Origin of the sequence: Pseudomonas sp. NBRC 111138 (assembly GCF_001320835.1) — a bacterium.
Classification (GTDB): Bacteria; Pseudomonadota; Gammaproteobacteria; order Pseudomonadales; family Pseudomonadaceae; genus Aquipseudomonas; species Aquipseudomonas paracarnis.
In genome coordinates, this window is the sequence record NZ_BCBO01000080.1 from 1 (window position 1) to 16,786 (window position 16,786).

Consider the following 16,786-nt stretch of genomic DNA (forward strand, 5'->3'; position numbering starts at 1 on the left):
CGGATCAGCTTGTCCGCCCAACGGCCTTGCTGGCGCGCCGCAATCGTTGCCAGTGGCACCGCTATCAACAAAGCGAGCACCACGCTGCCCAGCACCAGCACCAGCGTCGGCTCGATCCGGGTGACGATCAGTTTGAGGGCGTCGACCTTGTACAGCAGCGATTGGCCGAGGTCGCCCTTGAGCAGGTTTTTCAGGAAGTAAAAGTATTGCAGCCACAAGGGCTGGTCGAGGCCGAACTGGGCGCGGATCTTCAGCAGCGCATCCGGCGTGCTGCGCGAACCCAGCAAGGCACGCGCCGGGTCGCCAGGAATCGAGCGCACCAACACGAAGGTGATCAGGCTGATGCCCAGCAGCACCGGCAGCAATTGCAGGGGCCGGGACAACACAAAACGGTAGCGCGCCAGGTCCATGCGTCAGCCTCGGTGGCGAGCGAGAAAGTCCAGCAGCACCGGGAAGTACGCCTGTGGCTCCTCGTAAAAAGGCATATGACTGCTGTTGGGGAACACATGCAACTCGGCGTGGGGGGCTGCAAGTTTCATGCGCATCGCACAGGCGGGGGTGAGTTCATCATGCTGGCCGGTGGTGATCAGGATCGGCATCGTGAACTCGGCCATTTCCTTGAGGCGGTTCCAGTCCTTGAGGTTACCGATATAGAGGAACTCGTTGGGGCCTTGCATGGTTTCGTAAGGCCCCATGTTCCAGTCACCCAGGGAGCGCTTGACGGGCTCTGGCCATTCGTCGAGCCGGCACACGTGGCGGTAGTTGAGCAAGGTGATGGCGGCCTGGTACTGCGGGTGGTCGAGGGTGCCCATGGCTTCGTGGCGTTGCATCATGGCCACGGTTTCGCTGCCCAGGGCGCCGCGCAGACGCTCCAGTTCCTGGGACAGGTGGGGAATGTCGCCGACGGTGTTTTCCAGGATCAGGCTTTTGAGCGCACCGGGATAATGCACGGCATATTCGATCCCCAGCCAACCGCCCCAGGAATGCCCGAGCAGATGCACGCGGCCCAGGCCCAGCGCCTGGCGCACGGTCTCGACTTCTTCGACATAACGGCGGATTTCCCACAGTGAGGCATCGGTCGGTCTGGCTGATGCGCCCGTGCCAAGCTGGTCGAATGCAACCACTCGCAGGTTATGTGCTTTGAGCCAGCCATGGGCGTCGCGCAGATAGTCACACGGCAGGCCCGGCCCGCCGTTGAGACACAGCAGCACCTCATCGCCTTCGCCAAAGCTGTAGACCACGAGGTTATGGCCGTCGACTTGCACGTTGTACTGCTGGTCGGGGGCAATTTCACGCCACATGCATACATTCCTTGTGTTGTATCGGCCTGGCGGGTAGCGGCCGTTTATCAGGTCAACACTACCGAGGATGCCGTGCGTCCATAACCTAGTATTTCTTATAGGTTTGGCCTGGCAGTCCTTCGCCGGGGCGTGGCATTCTACTTGCAGCAAGTCGAGATTCAAATGAATTCGGGAGCAGAACGGATGCTGGCCAAGCTGACCGCCTTCAATAATCGCCTCATACCGGGCAGGAGCCTGGATGAACAGATGGACAATACGTTTATCCTTGCCCAACAACTGGGCTTCGATGCCCTGGTGTATGACTACACCCCGGTGCCCATCGACCTCAACGGCGCACTGATCACGCCCTCGCTGTTGCAACTGCGCAACACACCGAGCGATTGGCACGCCTTATGGTGCAGCGAAGGGTTTTACCAGATCGACCCGGTGCAACACCTGGCGCTGAGCACAGTGTCGCCGTTTGTCTGGTCCTATGAGGCCAAGACTGAGACGGCCCTGCAAAAGATCATCGACCCCTGCCACGCCCCCGTTTCTTCTTATCTGCATGAGCGTCAGCTGACCTGCGGCGTCAGCGTGCCGATTCATCTGCCCCGGGGCGGCTTCGCCTCGCTGACCGGGTTGCGCACCGGCAAGGCGCGCACGGTATTGAAGGACGCCCAACATACGCTGGCCGATTTCAGCCTGATTACCCATGCCCTCCAGGAAGCGGCTTACCCGCTGTTCAGCAAGGAGGTGCGGGCTTATCCGCACATACGCCTGACCAAGCGCGAGCGCGAATGCCTGAAATGGGCGGCTGAAGGCCTGACCGCCGCCGAAATCGCCACGCAATTGAGCCGCTCCCTAGCGGTGGTCACTCTGCACCTGGCCTCGGCCATGCACAAACTGGGCGCCAAGAACCGTGTTCAGGCCGTGGTTCGCGCCACCCACTACCGCTTGCTGGAAGGTTGAGCTTTCGGCAAAAACCTATCTGTTTTGCTAGTTACCTAAACTTTTTGTTCAGACTATCGTAACCCTGATCCTTTTTTTCAGAGCAGGGTACGAAATGGAATTCATCGAAAAAGTTCGCGAAGGCTACGCGCCCTTTGGCGCCTATCAGACCTGGTATCGCGTCACCGGCGACCTGACCACAGGCCGCACGCCCTTGGTGATCATCCATGGCGGCCCGGGCTGCACCCACGATTACGTCGACGCCTTCAAGGACGTCGCCGCCAGCGGCCACGCGGTCATCCACTACGACCAGTTGGGCAACGGCCGCTCCACGCACTTACCGGAAAAAGACCCGTCGTTCTGGACCATCGGCCTGTTCCTCGACGAGTTGAACAACCTGCTGGACCACCTGCAAATCAGTGAGAACTACGCGATCCTCGGTCAATCCTGGGGCGGCATGCTCGGCAGCGAACACGCAATCTTGCAACCCAAGGGCCTGCGCGCGTTTATCCCTGCCAACTCCCCCACCTGCATGCGCACCTGGGTCAGCGAAGCCAACCGCCTGCGCAAGCTGTTGCCTGAAGGCGTGCATGAAACCCTGCTAAAGCACGAGCAGGCCGGCACCTACCAAGACCCGCAATACCTGGCGACCTCACGGATTTTCTATGACCAGCATGTGTGCCGGGTCAACCCGTGGCCCGAAGAAGTGGCACGCACCTTCGCCCAGGTGGATGCCGACCCGACGGTGTACCACGCCATGAGCGGCCCGACCGAATTCCACGTGATTGGCAGCTTGAAGGACTGGAATGTGATCGGCCGCCTGTCAGCCATCAAGGTGCCAACCCTGGTGATTTCCGGTCGACATGACGAAGCCACACCGTTGGTGGTCAAGCCATTCCTGGATGAGATAGCGGACGTGCGCTGGGCACTGTTTGAAGACTCCAGTCACATGCCCCATGTGGAAGAGCGCCAGGCGTGCATGGGGACGGTGGTGAAGTTTCTGGATGAGGCGTGTTCGTTGCCGCACAAAGCCCTCAAGGCCGGCTGAAATCCGCCCTCTGTAGGAGCGAGCTTGCTCGCGAAAAACTATCAGACGCCGTGTTTATTCAGGAAGCACGCGTCATCGTTGACGTTTTTCGCGAGCAAGCTCGCTCCTACCTGTTTAAACCTCAGTGGTTTCGGGTTTTGCGGCTTTCTTTGAGGTATCTGCTACCAGGGGAATTTCCTTGCCCTCGGCATCAAACAACTTCCCACCCCGGTAGTAATCCCCATCGCGCAACGCAGCCACGTCGCGAAAGCACAAGCTGCGCTCAGTCCCCGCCACAAACACTGACTGCTGGTCCGAGTTGCCGGCGGTGAAGTGGTTGAACGCCAGGTTCAGCAATATCGCCATGATTGCCGACGAGCTGATGCCCGAGTGGAAGATGGTCGCGAACCAGCTTGGAAACTGATCGTAGAAGCTCGGCGCGGCGATGGGGATCATGCCGAAGCCGATAGACGTGGCAACGATGATCAGGTTCATGTTGTTGCGGTAATCCACCTTCGACAGCGTGCGAATCCCACTGGCCGCCACCGTGCCGAACAACACAATCCCGGCGCCGCCCAACACGGAGGTGGGCACGGCCGCGATCACCCGCCCCATGAACGGCAACAGGCCGAGCACCACCAGGAACACCCCGCCAGTGGCCACCACAAACCGACTCTTGACCCCTGTCACCGCCACCAGGCCGACGTTCTGGGCGAATGCGCTCTGGGTAAACGAACCGAAGATCGGCGCAAACATGCTCGACAACATGTCGGCACGCAGGCCGTTGCCCAGGCGCTTGGAGTCCACCTTGGTGTCGATGATCTCACCCACCGCCAGGATGTCCGCCGACGTTTCCACCAGCGTCACCATCACCACGATGCACATGGAAATGATCGCCGCCACATGGAAGGTGGGCATGCCGAAGTGAAAGGGTGTGGGGAAACCGAACATCGGCCCCTGCATGACGCCAGAGAAGTCCGCCATGCCGAGCAGCACCGCGATCACGGTGCCGATCACCATGGCCAGCAGGATCGACAAGCGAGAGATCGTTGCGCTGCCGATCTTGCTCAGCAGCAGCACCAGCACCAGGGTCAGCGCGGCCAGGCCGATGTTGGACATGCTGCCAAAATCTGCCGCCCGGCTGTTGCCACCCATGGCCCAGCGCGCCGCTACAGGCATCAGGGTCAGGCCGATGGTGGTAATCACAATGCCCGTCACCAGCGGCGGAAAAAACTTGGTGATCCTTGAGAACACCGGGGTAATCAACAAACCGATAAAGGACGCGGCCATCACCGCCCCGAGAATCGCTGGCACACCACCGGCACCGTCGCTGCCGACAATCGCCACCATGGTCGCCACCCCCGCGAACGACACGCCCTGCACCAGCGGCAACTGACAGCCGAAGAACGGCAGGCCCAGGGTTTGCAAAAGCGTGGCCAGGCCACCGGCAAACAGCGATGCAGCGATCAGCAGACCGATATCCGCCGGCGACAACCCGGCGGCCTGGCCGACGATCAACGGCACGGCGACGATGCCGCCATACATGGTGAGCACATGCTGCAGGCCGTAAGCCATGTTGGCGGCGACGCCCAGATTTTCATCTTCGGGCCGCTGCGGTGACGCCTTCGGGATAGTCATGGTGAGGGGTTCTCTGTTTTTGTTGTGCGCTCACTGTATGCAATGCTCAGACTGTATGTCCATAGAGTTGTATACAATCAATCGAACAAGATACCCTCCAACGGCGTTACAAAAACAATCCGGCCGTCACGAGCCAGAACGCCAAAGGACAAAAATAATGAAAAAGGCACTACAGGGCGCCACCGTCGCATTGACCCTTCTCGGCGGCGGGGAGGCTGTTGCGGTGGAATGGATGAACAACAGCGTCGGGTTCCGCTACGGGCAGCACTTCACCAACCCGAACAACCCCGACGACTTCAGCAAGCGCATCTACAGTTTTACCCACGCCAGCGGCTACCGTTACGGCAGCAATTTCCTCAACCTCGACGTATTCCTGTCCGACAGCAGCGACCCGCGCAAAGGCACCGACCACGGTGGCAGCGAGGTGTACGCCGTGTACCGGCATCAGCTGTATGCCTCACGCGTGTTCGACTTGCCGCCGGGCACGGGGCTGATCAAGGATTACGCGCTGACCCTGGGCTTCGACGCCAACCGCAACAACAACTTCGCTTCCGCCAAGAAGCGCGCCTTGGTGATTGGCCCTACGTTGAAGTTCAACACTGTCGGCGTGCTGGACCTGAGCCTGATGTACTACAAGGAAAAGAACCACACCGGCATTCCCGGCGCGCAAGAGTCGAACCACACCTTCGACGCTACCTACATGCTCAACCTGACCTGGATGCGACCGTTCGAGGTGGGCAACCATGCGGCGAAATTCCAGGGGTTCATTAACTACGTCGGGGAAAAAGGCGAGGACTACCATGGCCGCGATACGGCAGCGGAGGCCTTGATGCGTACAGCGCTGATGGTGGCGGTGCGACCAGGTAAAAGCGTGAAGCCGAACCTGTATCTGGGGGTGGGGTATGAGTACTGGCATAACAAGTTCGGGGTGGACGGCGGCCGTGGCAGCCGCACCTCAACACCGACGCTGAACATGGAAGTGACGTTCTGACTGAAGAAGCAGGCTTTTTGTAGGAGCGAGCTTGCTCGCGAAAAACTCACCGACGCCGCGTTCATTCAGAAAGCCCGCGTTATCGTTGACGTTTTTCGCGAGCAAGCTCGCTCCTACCAGTTTGATCGTATTGTCAGCTCAGGCGTTGGCCAGTTCGGAAGAGTTGCCCTTCGGCCGTGCCAGCCAATAGCCCAACACCGCCAGTGGCGCCGTCGCCAGCATCACAATCACCGTGATCAACAGTGGTTGCTCGATCATCGACGACACCAACAGGCTGGCCACGAAGCACAAGCCCAATTGCAGGGTATTTTGCAGGGCCGCCGCCTTGCCGGAATTTTCCGCAAAGGGCATCAGCGCATTCGCCACCACAATCGGGTAGCTGGCGCCGTTGCACAGCGCCATCAGACAGAACGGGATCAACAAGGTGGTCAGGGTCGGCACACTCAAGGTGGCCACCAGGTACAACGCCACCATGCTCAAGCAATAGGCGACCAGCAACCATGGCAGCAGGGTTTTACCCGGCAGGCGCTGCAAGGCGCTGCGGCAACTGTAGCCGCCAACGAGAAACGCCAGGGTCGGCAGCACGTAGCTGAGGCCAATGTCATTCGGGCTGTAACCCATGCCACCGAGGATGAACGGCGAGGCGGTCAGCCAAGCGAAGAAGCTGGCCGAACAGGCGGCGAAGATCATCACATTGCCGGTAAACACCCGAGAAGTGAGCAATTGCCCAAACCCCAGGCGCACCGGGCTGCCCTTGTGCTCCGAACGCTTGGGCACATTGCGCAGGAACAAGGTCGGCAACAACAGCAACAACGACACCACCAGCAACACGCCGAAGATCGCCTGCCAGCCAAAGTGATTCAGCACCATGGCGCCCAACAGCGGTGCCAGGGCCGGCGATAGCGACATCAACGGCATGATGCTGGCGAAGACGCGGTGAGCCTTGTCGGCCGGGTAGCGATCAATCACCAAGGCCTGCCAACTGACGGCGGCGGCACACACGCCAATCGCCTGCATAAAGCGCAGGGCCAGCAGTTGCGGCGCGCTCTGAACCCAGAACATGCCCAGGCAACCGAGCACAAACAGGCTCAGGCCCGCGATCAGAATCGGCTTGCGCCCCAGGCGGTCCGAGAGCGGCCCCCACAGCAACTGCCCCAGCGCAAAGCCGGCAAGGAAAATACTCAAGCTGGCGCCCACCGCGCCAGCACCAATGTTCAACTGCTCGCCCATGGCGCCAAACGCCGGCAAGTACATGTCCATGGCGAGATAACCGAGCATGCTCAGCCCCGCCAGATACCAGGTAAAACCAAAAGAATTTTTCATCGAAGCCTTGTAGATACTGCCATCAAACTATTTGCTGACTGTCGCCCATTATGAGGCTGACAATATCTGTGTGAAGCGATAATAATTGGACACTCTTATCAATAATTTTGAAGGCAGTACCTATGTGGTCGGAATATTCCCTGGATGTGGTGGACGCCGTCGCCCGTCACAGCAGCTTCAGCGCCGCCGCCCAGGAACTGCACCGTGTACCGTCGGCCATCAGCTACACCGTGCGTCAGCTCGAAGAATGGTTGGCCGTGCCGCTGTTTGTGCGTCGGCATCGCGACGTGGAACTGACCCCTGCCGGCCGCCTGTTTATCGACGAAGCCCGCGGCGTGATGAAAAAAATGCTCGGCACCCGGCGCCTGTGCCAACAGGTGGCCAATGGTTGGAGCGGCCAGTTGAAGGTGGCCGTGGACTCCATCGTCAAACCCCAGCGCTGCCGGCAATTGGTGCTCGACTTCTATCGGCAGTTTCCCGAAGTGGAATTGCTGCTCGAATACGAGGTGTACAACGGCGTGTGGGATGCGTTGGCCGATGAACGCACCGACATCGTGATCGGCGCCACCAGCGCGGTGCCGGTGGCCAGCCACTTCAGCTTCCGCGACATGGGCCTGTTGAACTGGCTGTGCGTGGTCAGCGCCCGGCACCCGCTGGCGGCGGTGGAAGGTTTGCTCAGTGATGACCAACTGCGCCCCTTTGCCTCGCTGTGCATGACCGACACCTCCCGCAACCTGCCCAAGCGCGACACCTGGACCCTGGATAACCAGCGCCGCCTGGTGGTGCCCAACTGGGCGTCGGCCCTGGATTGCCTGCGCGATGGCCTGTGTGTAGGGATGGCGCCGGCCCATCAGGTGTTGCCATGGATCGAGCGCGGGGAGTTGGTGGCGCTGCAATTGAGCCGGCCATTTCCGGCCAGCCCGTCGTGTGTGGCGTGGGCGCAGAACAAACTGTCGCCGGCCATGGCGTGGTTGTTGGAGTACTTGGGGGACACCGAAACGATGAACCAGGAATGGCTGAATGGCCCCTCTTTCTGATCACTCCCACGCTGCTGATTGCTGATCGTTCCCACGCTCTGCGTGGGAATGCTGCCCTGGACGCTCCGCGTCCGCTCTTAACGCGTGACGCGGAGCGTCACAGGAGGCGTTCCCACGCATAGCGTGGGAACGAGCATCGTCTTTCAGTCCAGTAGGCGGGTGATGGCTCGCACGATCATCTCCACTTCCTTGCGCTCCAGCGTCAGTGGCGGCAACAGGCGAATGACCTTGCCCCGCGTGACGTTGATCAACAGCCCATGCTCCTGCGCTGCCCGTTGGGCCAGGTCGCGGTAAGGGCTGGCCAGTTCAATGCCGATCATCAAGCCCTTGCCACGAATCGCCCGCACCTGCGGATGTTCCTCCAACTCCATCCGCAACCGCGCCAGTAAGTGTTCTCCCTGGCACGCAGCGTTCTCGAGCAAGCCTTGCTCCTGGATAATCTCCAGCACCGTACACCCGACGCGACACGCCAGCGGGTTGCCGCCAAAGGTGCTGCCATGGCTGCCTGGGGTGAACAGCTCAGCGACGGCAGCGCGGGCCAGGCAGGCGCCGATGGGCACGCCATTGCCCAGGCCTTTGGCCAGGGTCATCACGTCCGGCACGATGCCTTCGTGCTGGAAAGCAAACCAGGTGCCGGTGCGCCCGATGCCGGTCTGGATTTCGTCGAGCATCATCAGCCAGCCGTGGCGCGTGCAGTGATCGCGCATGGCTTTCAGGTAGCCTGGTGGCGCCACCAACACACCACTTTCACCTTGGATTGGTTCAAGCAGTACCGCCGCGATGCGTGTACCGAACTGCGCGGTGACCGCCTCCAGAGCCGCCATGTCGCCAAACCCAATCTTGATGAAATCGCCGGGCAATCGCTGGAACCCCAGGCGCACCGAAGGCCCGTCGCTGGCAGCCATGGTGCCTAGCGTGCGGCCGTGGAAGGCGTTCTCCATCACGACCACCAACGGCTGTTCGATGCCTTTTTTCCAGCCATGCAAACGCGCCAGCTTCAGCGCCGTCTCGTTGGCCTCGGCGCCGGAATTGTTGAAGAACGCGCGGTCCAGCCCGGACAGTTGGGCCAGGCGCCGGGCCAATTGTTGTTGCCAGTCGATGCTGTAGAGGTTGGAGGTGTGCAGCAGCAAGCCGGCCTGTTCGCTGATGGCCGCCACTAACCTGGGGTGGGAATGACCAACATTGGTCACCGCCACGCCGGCCACGGCGTCCAGGTATTCGCGGCCCTGTTGGTCCCACAGGCGCGTGCCCAGGCCGCGGGTGAAGCTCAGGGCCAGGGGTTGATAAGTGCTCATCAGGCAGGCGGCGGTCATGGTGGCGGCTCCAGTGCATCGTTGGGGTGGATCAAGTATGGTTAACCACCCTCGCTGGATAAACGCAGAATTGCTGCAATAACTTTAAACCAGGGCTTGATAATGGATCTGTTCCAGGCAATGTCGGTGTACGTGAAAGTCGTCGAGACCGGCAGCATGACCGCCGCCGCGCAGGAATGCGGGATTTCGACCACCATGGTGGGCAACCATCTGCGAGCGCTGGAACAACGGCTTGGCGTCAGCTTGCTCAAACGCACCACGCGCAAACAAAACCTCACCGAATTTGGCGGGCAGTATTATCAGCGCTGCCTGGAAGTGCTGGGGCTGGTGGCCGACTCCGAGCTGCTGGCCGAGCAGGTCCACAGCGAAACCCCCAAAGGCAGCCTGCGCATAACCGCGCCCCCGGTGTTCGGCACCGAACGCCTGGTGCCGGCCTTGAGTGAGTTTTCCCAGCGCTACCCACTTATCGACCTGTACGTGGTGATGAGCAATGAGCGCATGGACCTGGTCGACAGCGGTTTTGACGTGGCGATCCGTCTCGGCGAACTGGAAAGCTCCAGCCTGATCGCCCGGCCTCTGCAGGCCTATACCCTTACCCTTTGCGCCTCCCCTGCCTACCTGGCGCGACGCGGCACACCGCACACCCCGGATGACCTGCAGCAGCATGACTGCCTGGCATTCGCCTACCCCGCGAACGACAACTGGCGCGATACCGATAAACTCTGGCGCATGACCGGCGATGAAGGTGAAGTGGAGGTGCCGGTGTCTGGCTCATTGACCATCAACAGCTCCCAAGGCTTGCGCCAGGCCGCCATCAACGGCATGGGCATCAGCATGTTGGCCGATGCCCTGGTGCAACCGGACCTGGAGAGCGGCAAGCTGGTGGCCTTGCTGACCACCTATAAACTGCCCAGCCGCCCCATGCACCTGATGTATCGCCAAGACCGCTACCGCCTGCCCAAGCTGCGGGCGTTCGTCGACTTTGTAATGGAGAAATGGGCGCGCTAGAACGCCACGCCCAACTCACGCAAACGCGCAGCGGTGCGCTCGGCCGATACGTGATGAATGCCCTGCCAGCCCAACGCAATGGCAGCCTCGATGTTGCCGGCGACGTCGTCGATAAACACCACTTCACTGGCCTGGACATCCGGCAGGTGCGCACGCACTTGGGTGAGGCTGGCGTGGTAGATCGCCGGGTCAGGCTTGATCAACTTCACCTCGCCGGACACCAGAATGTCGCGAAAACGCGTCAGGAATGGATAGTTGGCCCGGGCGTAAGGGAAGGTTTCAGATGACCAGTTGGTGAGCCCGAACAGCGGCATCTCAACCTGATGCAACGCTTCGAGAATCGCCACGCCCTCGGGTAATTCAGCCCGCAGCATTTCGGGCCAGCGCTCGTAATAAGCCTGGATCAGGGTCGTGTGTTCGGGGTATTGGGCAACCAGGGTGCAGGTGGCTTCAGCCAGGGAGCGCCCGGCATCTTGCTCGGTGTTCCAGTCCTGGGTACAGATGGTGTCGAGGAACCACTGGCGCTCGACGTCGTCGGCAATCAGCTTGCGGTACAGGTGCTGCGGGCTCCAGTCGAACAGGACACCGCCGAAATCAAAAACTACTGCACGAATCGTCATCAGATCCTCCGTTAGCGTGGCTTGATAGCTGCTGGAGTCTGACAGATCTGAAAGAGGGAGGCGGCCGCCGAGATGTAAGAAGTGTCTGAAAAGACAGGTGGGAGGAGGCATGGCCTCATTGAGCGAACGCAATGCTCAAAACAACGAAGATCAAATGTGGGAGCTGGCTTGCCTGCGAAAGCGGTCGTACAGCCTCAGATGCTGCGACTGACACACCGCCTTCGCGGGCAAGCCCGCTCCCACAGGGGATTTGCGTTAACTGACTGGCATCAGGGCAAGCCCGCTCCCACATTTTTTACCGCGTTTTAAGCCTGGATCAGGCCGTTGATTTTGACGGTCGGGTTCACATCCGCGTCGTAATCCACGCCGTCGACCTCAAAGCCAAACAAGCGCAGGAACTCGGCCTTGTAACCGGCAAAATCGCTGATCTCGTTGACGTTGTCGTCGGTCACCTGGTTCCACAGCGCGGCCACGGCATCCTGGACCTTCGGCTCCAGCTCGGCCAGGTCGGCACGCAGGCGGCCATCGGCGTCGAGTTTCGGCTCGCTGCCGTACAGGCTGTCCTTGAACAGGCCGTAGACCTGCTCGATGCAGCCTTCATGGGTGCCCTGCTCTTTCATCACCTTGAACAGCAGCGACAGATACAGCGGCATGATCGGGATCGCCGAGCTGGCCTGGGTGACCACGGCCTTGAGCACCGACACACGGGCGTCGCCCTTGAGCGCAGCGAGGTTTTCGCGCAGGGTCAAAACTTTCTTGTCCAAGTCTTTCTTGGCTTCGCCGATGGAGCCGTTCCAGTAGATGTCCTGGGTCAGCTTCTCACCGAGGTAGGTGAACGCGGTGGTCTTGGCGCCTTCGGCCAATACATCGGCGTCACGCAGGGCGTCGATCCACAGCTGCCAGTCTTCGCCGCCCATGACCTTCACGGTACCGTCGATTTCTTCCTGGGTCGCAGGCTCAAGCGTGGTGTCGACCACCACGCCCTTGTCGGTGTTGATCCCGCGCAGGGTCACGGCCTTGCCGATTGGCTTGAGGGTGGAGGTGTGCACCACGCCTTGCGGGTCGGTACGGCGTGGCGCGGCCAGGCTGTAGACCACCAGGTCGATCTTGCCCAGGTCTTTCTTGATGGTCTCGATGGTCAGGCGCTTGATCTCGTCGGAGAACGCGTCGCCGTTGATGCTCTTGGCGTACAGGCCTTTTTCCACGGCAAACTTCTCGAACGCCGCGCTGTTGTACCAGCCGGCGGAGCTCAGCTTGCCTTCTTCGCCTTCTTTCTCAAAAAACACGCCCAGGGTGTCGGCGCCACAGCCAAACGCAGCACTGATGCGCGCGGCCAGGCCGTAGCCGGTGGAGGCACCGAGGACCAGTACCTTTTTAGGGCCGCCCTCGATGACGCCGTTTTTGGTTACGTAGTCGATCTGCTCTTTGACGTTCGCTTCACAGCCAACAGGGTGAGCGGTCACACAGATAAAGCCACGAACCCGCGGTTTGATGATCATAAAAATTTCTGCCTCTTCCAAGGTGCCGAAGGCCAATAGTGGCCATTCAACTTCAATCGTACCGGTCTATGACGCCTGAAAAACCGAAGCGTCACGATAGTCGCAAATCTTCTGTTCTCAAAATTCAATCCACAAAACGTCGGAGCCTGCACGGCAACGGTTACAAATTGTGCAGCAGCTTCACAATTTCACCCTATTTAAAAACGCCTGCCGGCTCCATAAACCCCTATGATGACGAGATTGTTTCAATATGTTTCGGCTTTGGAGCCTCGTTTCATGAGCAAAAATGCTGTCGGCAAGAAGCTGGTATCCCTGGCGTGGGTACTCGGCGTTCTGCTATTGATCTATTGTTTCCCGCGCAGTTGCCTGGTGTTTCTGCTGTTGGTGGTGTGCTGCGGCGTTTATGACTTCCTGCGTAACGGCCTGTACGACCGCGACACCATCAAGAAGTATTTTATCGGCAACGGTCGTAATACCTGGGTGCTGGCACCGTTCAACACCCTGCTCGACCTGCTCAGCAGCCGCAACCGGCATGTCTACACCATGAACGACCTGCCACCGGCCTGGCGCGAAGACCTGCAACAGGTGATCGACGACGCCATGGCCCGCAAGGATGAAATCATCAGCTACCTGGACGAGCGCATGGCCGAGAAGAAACGCGGCATGTTGTTCTTCCAGTGGTACGGTCGCCCGATCGAAACCACCCTGGATATCCCGCAGCTGCGCAAGAAACTGCCGTTCGTGAAAACCATCGGCGTCTCGGTGTTCAACGAGAACCGCTCGACCTCGTTCCACTTCGGCCCCCTGCGCATGATGTTCCGTGTGCTCTACAACATGGCGCCGGCACCGCACCATGAGGGCGTGTACATCCAGGTGGGCAAGCACAAGCACTACTGGCACGACGACCCGCTGTTTATCTTCGATGACACGCTGATGCACGCCTCCTTCAACAAAAACGACGCCAAACGCTACTGCCTGTTCATTGATATTGTGCGCCCGACCCTGCTGCCCTCGGTGCTCAACGCCGTGATCGCAGGGTTTGCCGGCCTGGTCTTTACCCTGCGTCGGGTTTTCTACAAAAACTGGAAGCTGATTCAGTAAGTTCTGCGGCATGATGGTATTGGACGGCATTTGCGCTGGGCCTTGCGCCTGAGGTAAATAACCGTCTCGTGCGACCTTAATTGGCGCTCACCATTCTCAAGCCATCGCCCCCTAGCGGGCGCGGTGGCTATGCTTTCAAGGAATCAGAATGCCCCAACGTCAAGTCATCAACGCCTCCGTCAGCCCCAAGGGCAGCCTCGAAACCCTGTCCCAACGTGAAGTGCAGCAACTGAGCGAAGCCGGTACCGGCAGCATCTACACCCTGTTCCGCCAATGCGCCCTGGCGATTCTCAATACCGGCGCGCATATCGACAACGCCAAGACCATCCTCGACGCCTACAAAGACTTCGAAGTGCGTATTCACCAGCAGGACCGCGGCGTACGCCTGGAACTGCTCAACGCCCCCGCCGATGCCTTCGTCGATGGCGAAATGATTGCCAGCACCCGCGAAATGCTGTTCAGCGCCCTGCGCGACATCGTCTACACCGAGAACGAGCTGGATAGCCAGCGTATCGACCTGAGCAACTCCCAAGGCATCACCGATTACGTGTTCCACCTGCTGCGTAACGCCCGTACGCTGCGCCCGGGTGTCGAGCCGAAGATCGTGGTGTGCTGGGGCGGCCATTCGATCAACACCGAAGAATACAAATACACCAAGAAAGTCGGGCACGAACTGGGCCTGCGCAGCCTCGACGTGTGCACCGGTTGCGGCCCCGGCGTGATGAAAGGCCCGATGAAGGGCGCAACCATTTCCCACGCCAAGCAGCGCATCACCAATGGCCGTTACCTGGGCTTGACCGAACCAGGCATCATCGCTGCCGAAGCGCCGAACCCCATCGTCAACGAGCTGGTGATTTTGCCGGACATCGAAAAGCGCCTGGAAGCCTTCGTGCGTGTGGGCCACGGCATCATCATCTTCCCCGGCGGCGCAGGCACGGCCGAGGAGTTCCTGTACCTGCTCGGCATCCTCATGCACCCGGACAACCGCGACCTGCCGTTCCCGGTGGTGCTCACCGGGCCGAAACATGCCGCGCCTTACCTGGAACAATTACACGCGTTCGTCGGCGCCACCTTGGGCGAAGCGGCGCAGAAGCATTACCAGATCATCATCGACGACCCGGCTGAAGTGGCCCGCCAGATGACCACCGGCCTCAAGGCGGTGAAGCAATTCCGCCGCGAGCGTAACGACGCGTTCCACTTCAACTGGCTGCTGAAGATCGACGAAGGCTTCCAGCGCCCGTTCGACCCCACCCACGAAAACATGGCCAGCCTGCAACTCAACCACGCGCTGCCGGCCCATGAACTGGCGGCCAACCTGCGCCGGGCGTTCTCGGGGATCGTGGCGGGTAACGTCAAAGACAAGGGTATTCGCCTGATCGAGGAGAACGGCCCGTATGAGATCCACGGCGACCCGGCGATCATGAAACCGTTGGATGAATTATTGAAGGCGTTCGTGGCCCAGCACCGCATGAAACTGCCGGGCGGAGCGGCGTATGTGCCGTGCTATCGCGTGGTGCAATAAGCCAGCGGCGGTCGGTCATAGTTTATATTCGTTTGGGACATAGCAACGCGTGTGAGGAACAAGAGTTCGGACTAGGGTTTTACTATTCCGACTCATTCACCTCAGCGAGCGACCTATGGACCAACGGATATTGTCCTCCGTCATTCCTTACCTTAAGGTAAGGAATATCACGTTGGAGATCTTCACTATGGCCACCGCCACACTCACTTCAAAAGGGCAAATCACCATCCCAGTCCAGGTCAGGACAGCCCTGGGCCTGGAAACAGGCGACCGGGTGGAATTCGTCGAAATGGAAGACGGCAAGTTTTCCATGATTGCCGCGAGCAAAACCGTCAAGGACCTCAAGGGTTTGATCCGCAAGCCTGCCCATGCCGTGTCTATCGAAGACATGAACCGCGCCATCGCGGCCCAGGGAGCAACAGCTGGATGATCGGCCTGGATACCAACGTGCTGGTGCGTTACGTGACCCAGGACGACCCGGTTCAATCAGCCAAGGCGTCCCAGCTCATCGAATCACTCACCGCCGCCTCGCCAGGCTTTGTCAGCCTGGTGACGCTTACGGAGCTGGTGTGGGTGTTGCAGTCCTGCTACCAGTCGGCCAAAAGCGAGGTGGTGATGGTGTTGGAAACCTTGTTGCACACGCGGGAACTGACCGTCGAGCACGCCGATATCATCTGGCAGGCATTGCGCAAGTTCAGCGCAGGCAAAGCCGACTTTGCCGACTGCCTGGTTGAACGCTGTGGCCATGCGGCGGGGTGCGAGTACACCGCCACCTTTGATCTGAACGCGGCCAAGGCAGCGGGAATGAAACGGCTCGGCTAGCCCGCTTTGTTTGTGTAGGAGCGAGCTTGCTCGCGAAAAACTCACAGGCACCGCGCGCAACCTGAATGCCCGCGTAACCGTTGACGTTTTTCGCGAGCAAGCTCGCTCCTACAGAGGAAAGGGTGAGGAGGTTTGGTCAGCGAACCCAGCCACCGACCTGCCAATGGTAGCCATCATTACGCTGCACCCAGTGCGGATGCACGTAGCGATAGCCCTGGCGCACCGGCTCCCAATGGCCGTGCACCGCCACATAGCGCCCGCCTTCCCAACGCCAGTAACCGCGTGACCAGATATAACCCTCGCGTACCGCCGGTTCGACTTCTATCACCTGCACCGGAGGCGGCTGCGGCGCCACCACCTCAACATACTCACGTTGCACCGGCCTGCGTTCATGTACTACACGCTCTTGTACACACCCGGACGCCGCCACCACCATGGCGGCCAATGCTGCATAACGTAACAACATACAAAACCCTCGGGCGCGAACGCCCTGCACCTGCATCAGAAAGTAATCCGCCTTTATTCCAGCCGGGCTCCTGCATGGGCTTTGATTATTTTTAACAGGAAATGTCTGTCAGATTGCTGAACCCACCGGCCTCAAGTCGAACGGGCACTGCTGGCGCTGCATCTGCATGAACAGGTGAGAGAGCTCGCGCG

General features: G+C 60.0%; 16 protein-coding genes and 1 pseudogene. 9 read left to right on the forward strand and 8 right to left on the reverse strand.

Annotated elements, in window-relative coordinates:
* Both APH41_RS14820 and APH41_RS14825 read right to left on the reverse strand, forming a co-directional pair.
* Positions 1-410: pseudogene (locus APH41_RS14820) on the reverse strand (ABC transporter permease); the annotation flags it as partial.
* Between the two features lie 3 nt (positions 411-413).
* Positions 414-1,301, reverse strand: a complete 888-nt coding sequence (locus tag APH41_RS14825) for a proline iminopeptidase-family hydrolase (RefSeq protein ID WP_034126678.1) — start codon at positions 1,299-1,301, stop codon at positions 414-416.
* Positions 1,302-1,484: 183 nt separating this feature from the next.
* On the opposite strand from APH41_RS14825, the gene APH41_RS14830 reads away from it, so the two are divergent.
* Together APH41_RS14830 and APH41_RS14835 are read left to right on the forward strand one after the other, a co-directional pair.
* Entirely contained in the window at positions 1,485-2,249 is a 765-nt protein-coding gene (locus APH41_RS14830; RefSeq protein ID WP_054919787.1) for a LuxR family transcriptional regulator, read from the forward strand.
* Positions 2,250-2,343: 94 nt separating this feature from the next.
* A complete protein-coding gene (locus tag APH41_RS14835; RefSeq protein WP_054919790.1) occupies positions 2,344-3,276 on the forward strand; it encodes a proline iminopeptidase-family hydrolase in 933 nt (310 codons plus the stop codon).
* 114 nt (positions 3,277-3,390) lie between these two features.
* Here the strand turns inward: APH41_RS14835 and APH41_RS14840 are convergent, their stop codons facing one another.
* Positions 3,391-4,893: a nucleobase:cation symporter-2 family protein gene (locus APH41_RS14840; RefSeq protein ID WP_032892803.1), complete on the reverse strand. Its 1,503-nt coding sequence runs from the start codon at positions 4,891-4,893 to the stop codon at positions 3,391-3,393.
* Between the two features lie 157 nt (positions 4,894-5,050).
* Here APH41_RS14840 and APH41_RS14845 point away from each other — a divergent pair, with 157 nt between their 5' ends.
* Positions 5,051-5,884, forward strand: a complete 834-nt coding sequence (locus APH41_RS14845) for a hypothetical protein (protein WP_034126675.1) — start codon at positions 5,051-5,053, stop codon at positions 5,882-5,884.
* A 138-nt stretch (positions 5,885-6,022) separates the two neighbouring features.
* On the opposite strand, the gene punC is transcribed toward APH41_RS14845, so the two are convergent.
* Positions 6,023-7,207: a purine nucleoside transporter PunC gene (gene punC, locus APH41_RS14850; protein ID WP_054919792.1), complete on the reverse strand. Its 1,185-nt coding sequence runs from the start codon at positions 7,205-7,207 to the stop codon at positions 6,023-6,025.
* A gap of 122 nt (positions 7,208-7,329) precedes the next feature.
* On the opposite strand from punC, the gene punR reads away from it, so the two are divergent.
* A complete protein-coding gene (punR, locus tag APH41_RS14855; RefSeq protein WP_054919795.1) occupies positions 7,330-8,244 on the forward strand; it encodes a DNA-binding transcriptional activator PunR in 915 nt (304 codons plus the stop codon).
* A gap of 143 nt (positions 8,245-8,387) precedes the next feature.
* On the opposite strand, the gene APH41_RS14860 is transcribed toward punR, so the two are convergent.
* The gene (locus tag APH41_RS14860) at positions 8,388-9,557 is read right to left on the reverse strand and encodes an aspartate aminotransferase family protein (protein ID WP_054919797.1); all 1,170 of its coding nucleotides are present in this window, start codon (positions 9,555-9,557) and stop codon (positions 8,388-8,390) included.
* A gap of 102 nt (positions 9,558-9,659) precedes the next feature.
* On the opposite strand from APH41_RS14860, the gene APH41_RS14865 reads away from it, so the two are divergent.
* Positions 9,660-10,565 (forward strand): LysR family transcriptional regulator, encoded by a 906-nt coding sequence (locus tag APH41_RS14865; protein ID WP_054919799.1) that lies wholly within the window; start codon positions 9,660-9,662, stop codon positions 10,563-10,565.
* Here the strand turns inward: APH41_RS14865 and APH41_RS14870 are convergent.
* Together APH41_RS14870 and fabV are read right to left on the reverse strand one after the other, a co-directional pair.
* Positions 10,562-11,185 (reverse strand): HAD family phosphatase, encoded by a 624-nt coding sequence (locus APH41_RS14870; RefSeq protein ID WP_054919808.1) that lies wholly within the window; start codon positions 11,183-11,185, stop codon positions 10,562-10,564. The genes APH41_RS14865 and APH41_RS14870 overlap by 4 nt on opposite strands.
* Positions 11,186-11,490: 305 nt before the next feature.
* Entirely contained in the window at positions 11,491-12,684 is a 1,194-nt protein-coding gene (gene fabV, locus APH41_RS14875; RefSeq protein ID WP_054898637.1) for an enoyl-ACP reductase FabV, read from the reverse strand.
* 276 nt (positions 12,685-12,960) lie between these two features.
* Here fabV and APH41_RS14880 point away from each other — a divergent pair, with 276 nt between their 5' ends.
* The 4 genes from APH41_RS14880 to APH41_RS14895 all read left to right on the forward strand — a co-directional run bounded on the left by APH41_RS14880 (position 12,961) and on the right by APH41_RS14895 (position 16,129).
* Positions 12,961-13,785, forward strand: coding sequence for an aspartyl/asparaginyl beta-hydroxylase domain-containing protein (locus tag APH41_RS14880; protein WP_032900476.1), 825 nt, complete (start codon positions 12,961-12,963; stop codon positions 13,783-13,785).
* A gap of 148 nt (positions 13,786-13,933) precedes the next feature.
* Positions 13,934-15,307 carry a nucleotide 5'-monophosphate nucleosidase PpnN gene (gene ppnN / locus APH41_RS14885; protein WP_032892811.1) on the forward strand — a complete coding sequence of 458 codons (1,374 nt, stop codon included), beginning with the start codon at positions 13,934-13,936 and terminating at the stop codon, positions 15,305-15,307.
* 115 nt (positions 15,308-15,422) lie between these two features.
* Positions 15,423-15,737 (forward strand): AbrB/MazE/SpoVT family DNA-binding domain-containing protein, encoded by a 315-nt coding sequence (locus APH41_RS14890; RefSeq protein WP_172415459.1) that lies wholly within the window; start codon positions 15,423-15,425, stop codon positions 15,735-15,737.
* Entirely contained in the window at positions 15,734-16,129 is a 396-nt protein-coding gene (locus APH41_RS14895) for a PIN domain-containing protein (RefSeq protein ID WP_054919810.1), read from the forward strand. Before APH41_RS14890 ends, APH41_RS14895 begins: the two co-directional genes overlap by 4 nt.
* Before the next feature lie 136 nt (positions 16,130-16,265).
* On the opposite strand, the gene APH41_RS14900 is transcribed toward APH41_RS14895, so the two are convergent.
* Entirely contained in the window at positions 16,266-16,595 is a 330-nt protein-coding gene (locus APH41_RS14900; RefSeq protein WP_054920036.1) for a YXWGXW repeat-containing protein, read from the reverse strand.
* Positions 16,596-16,786: the final 191 nt, after the last annotated feature.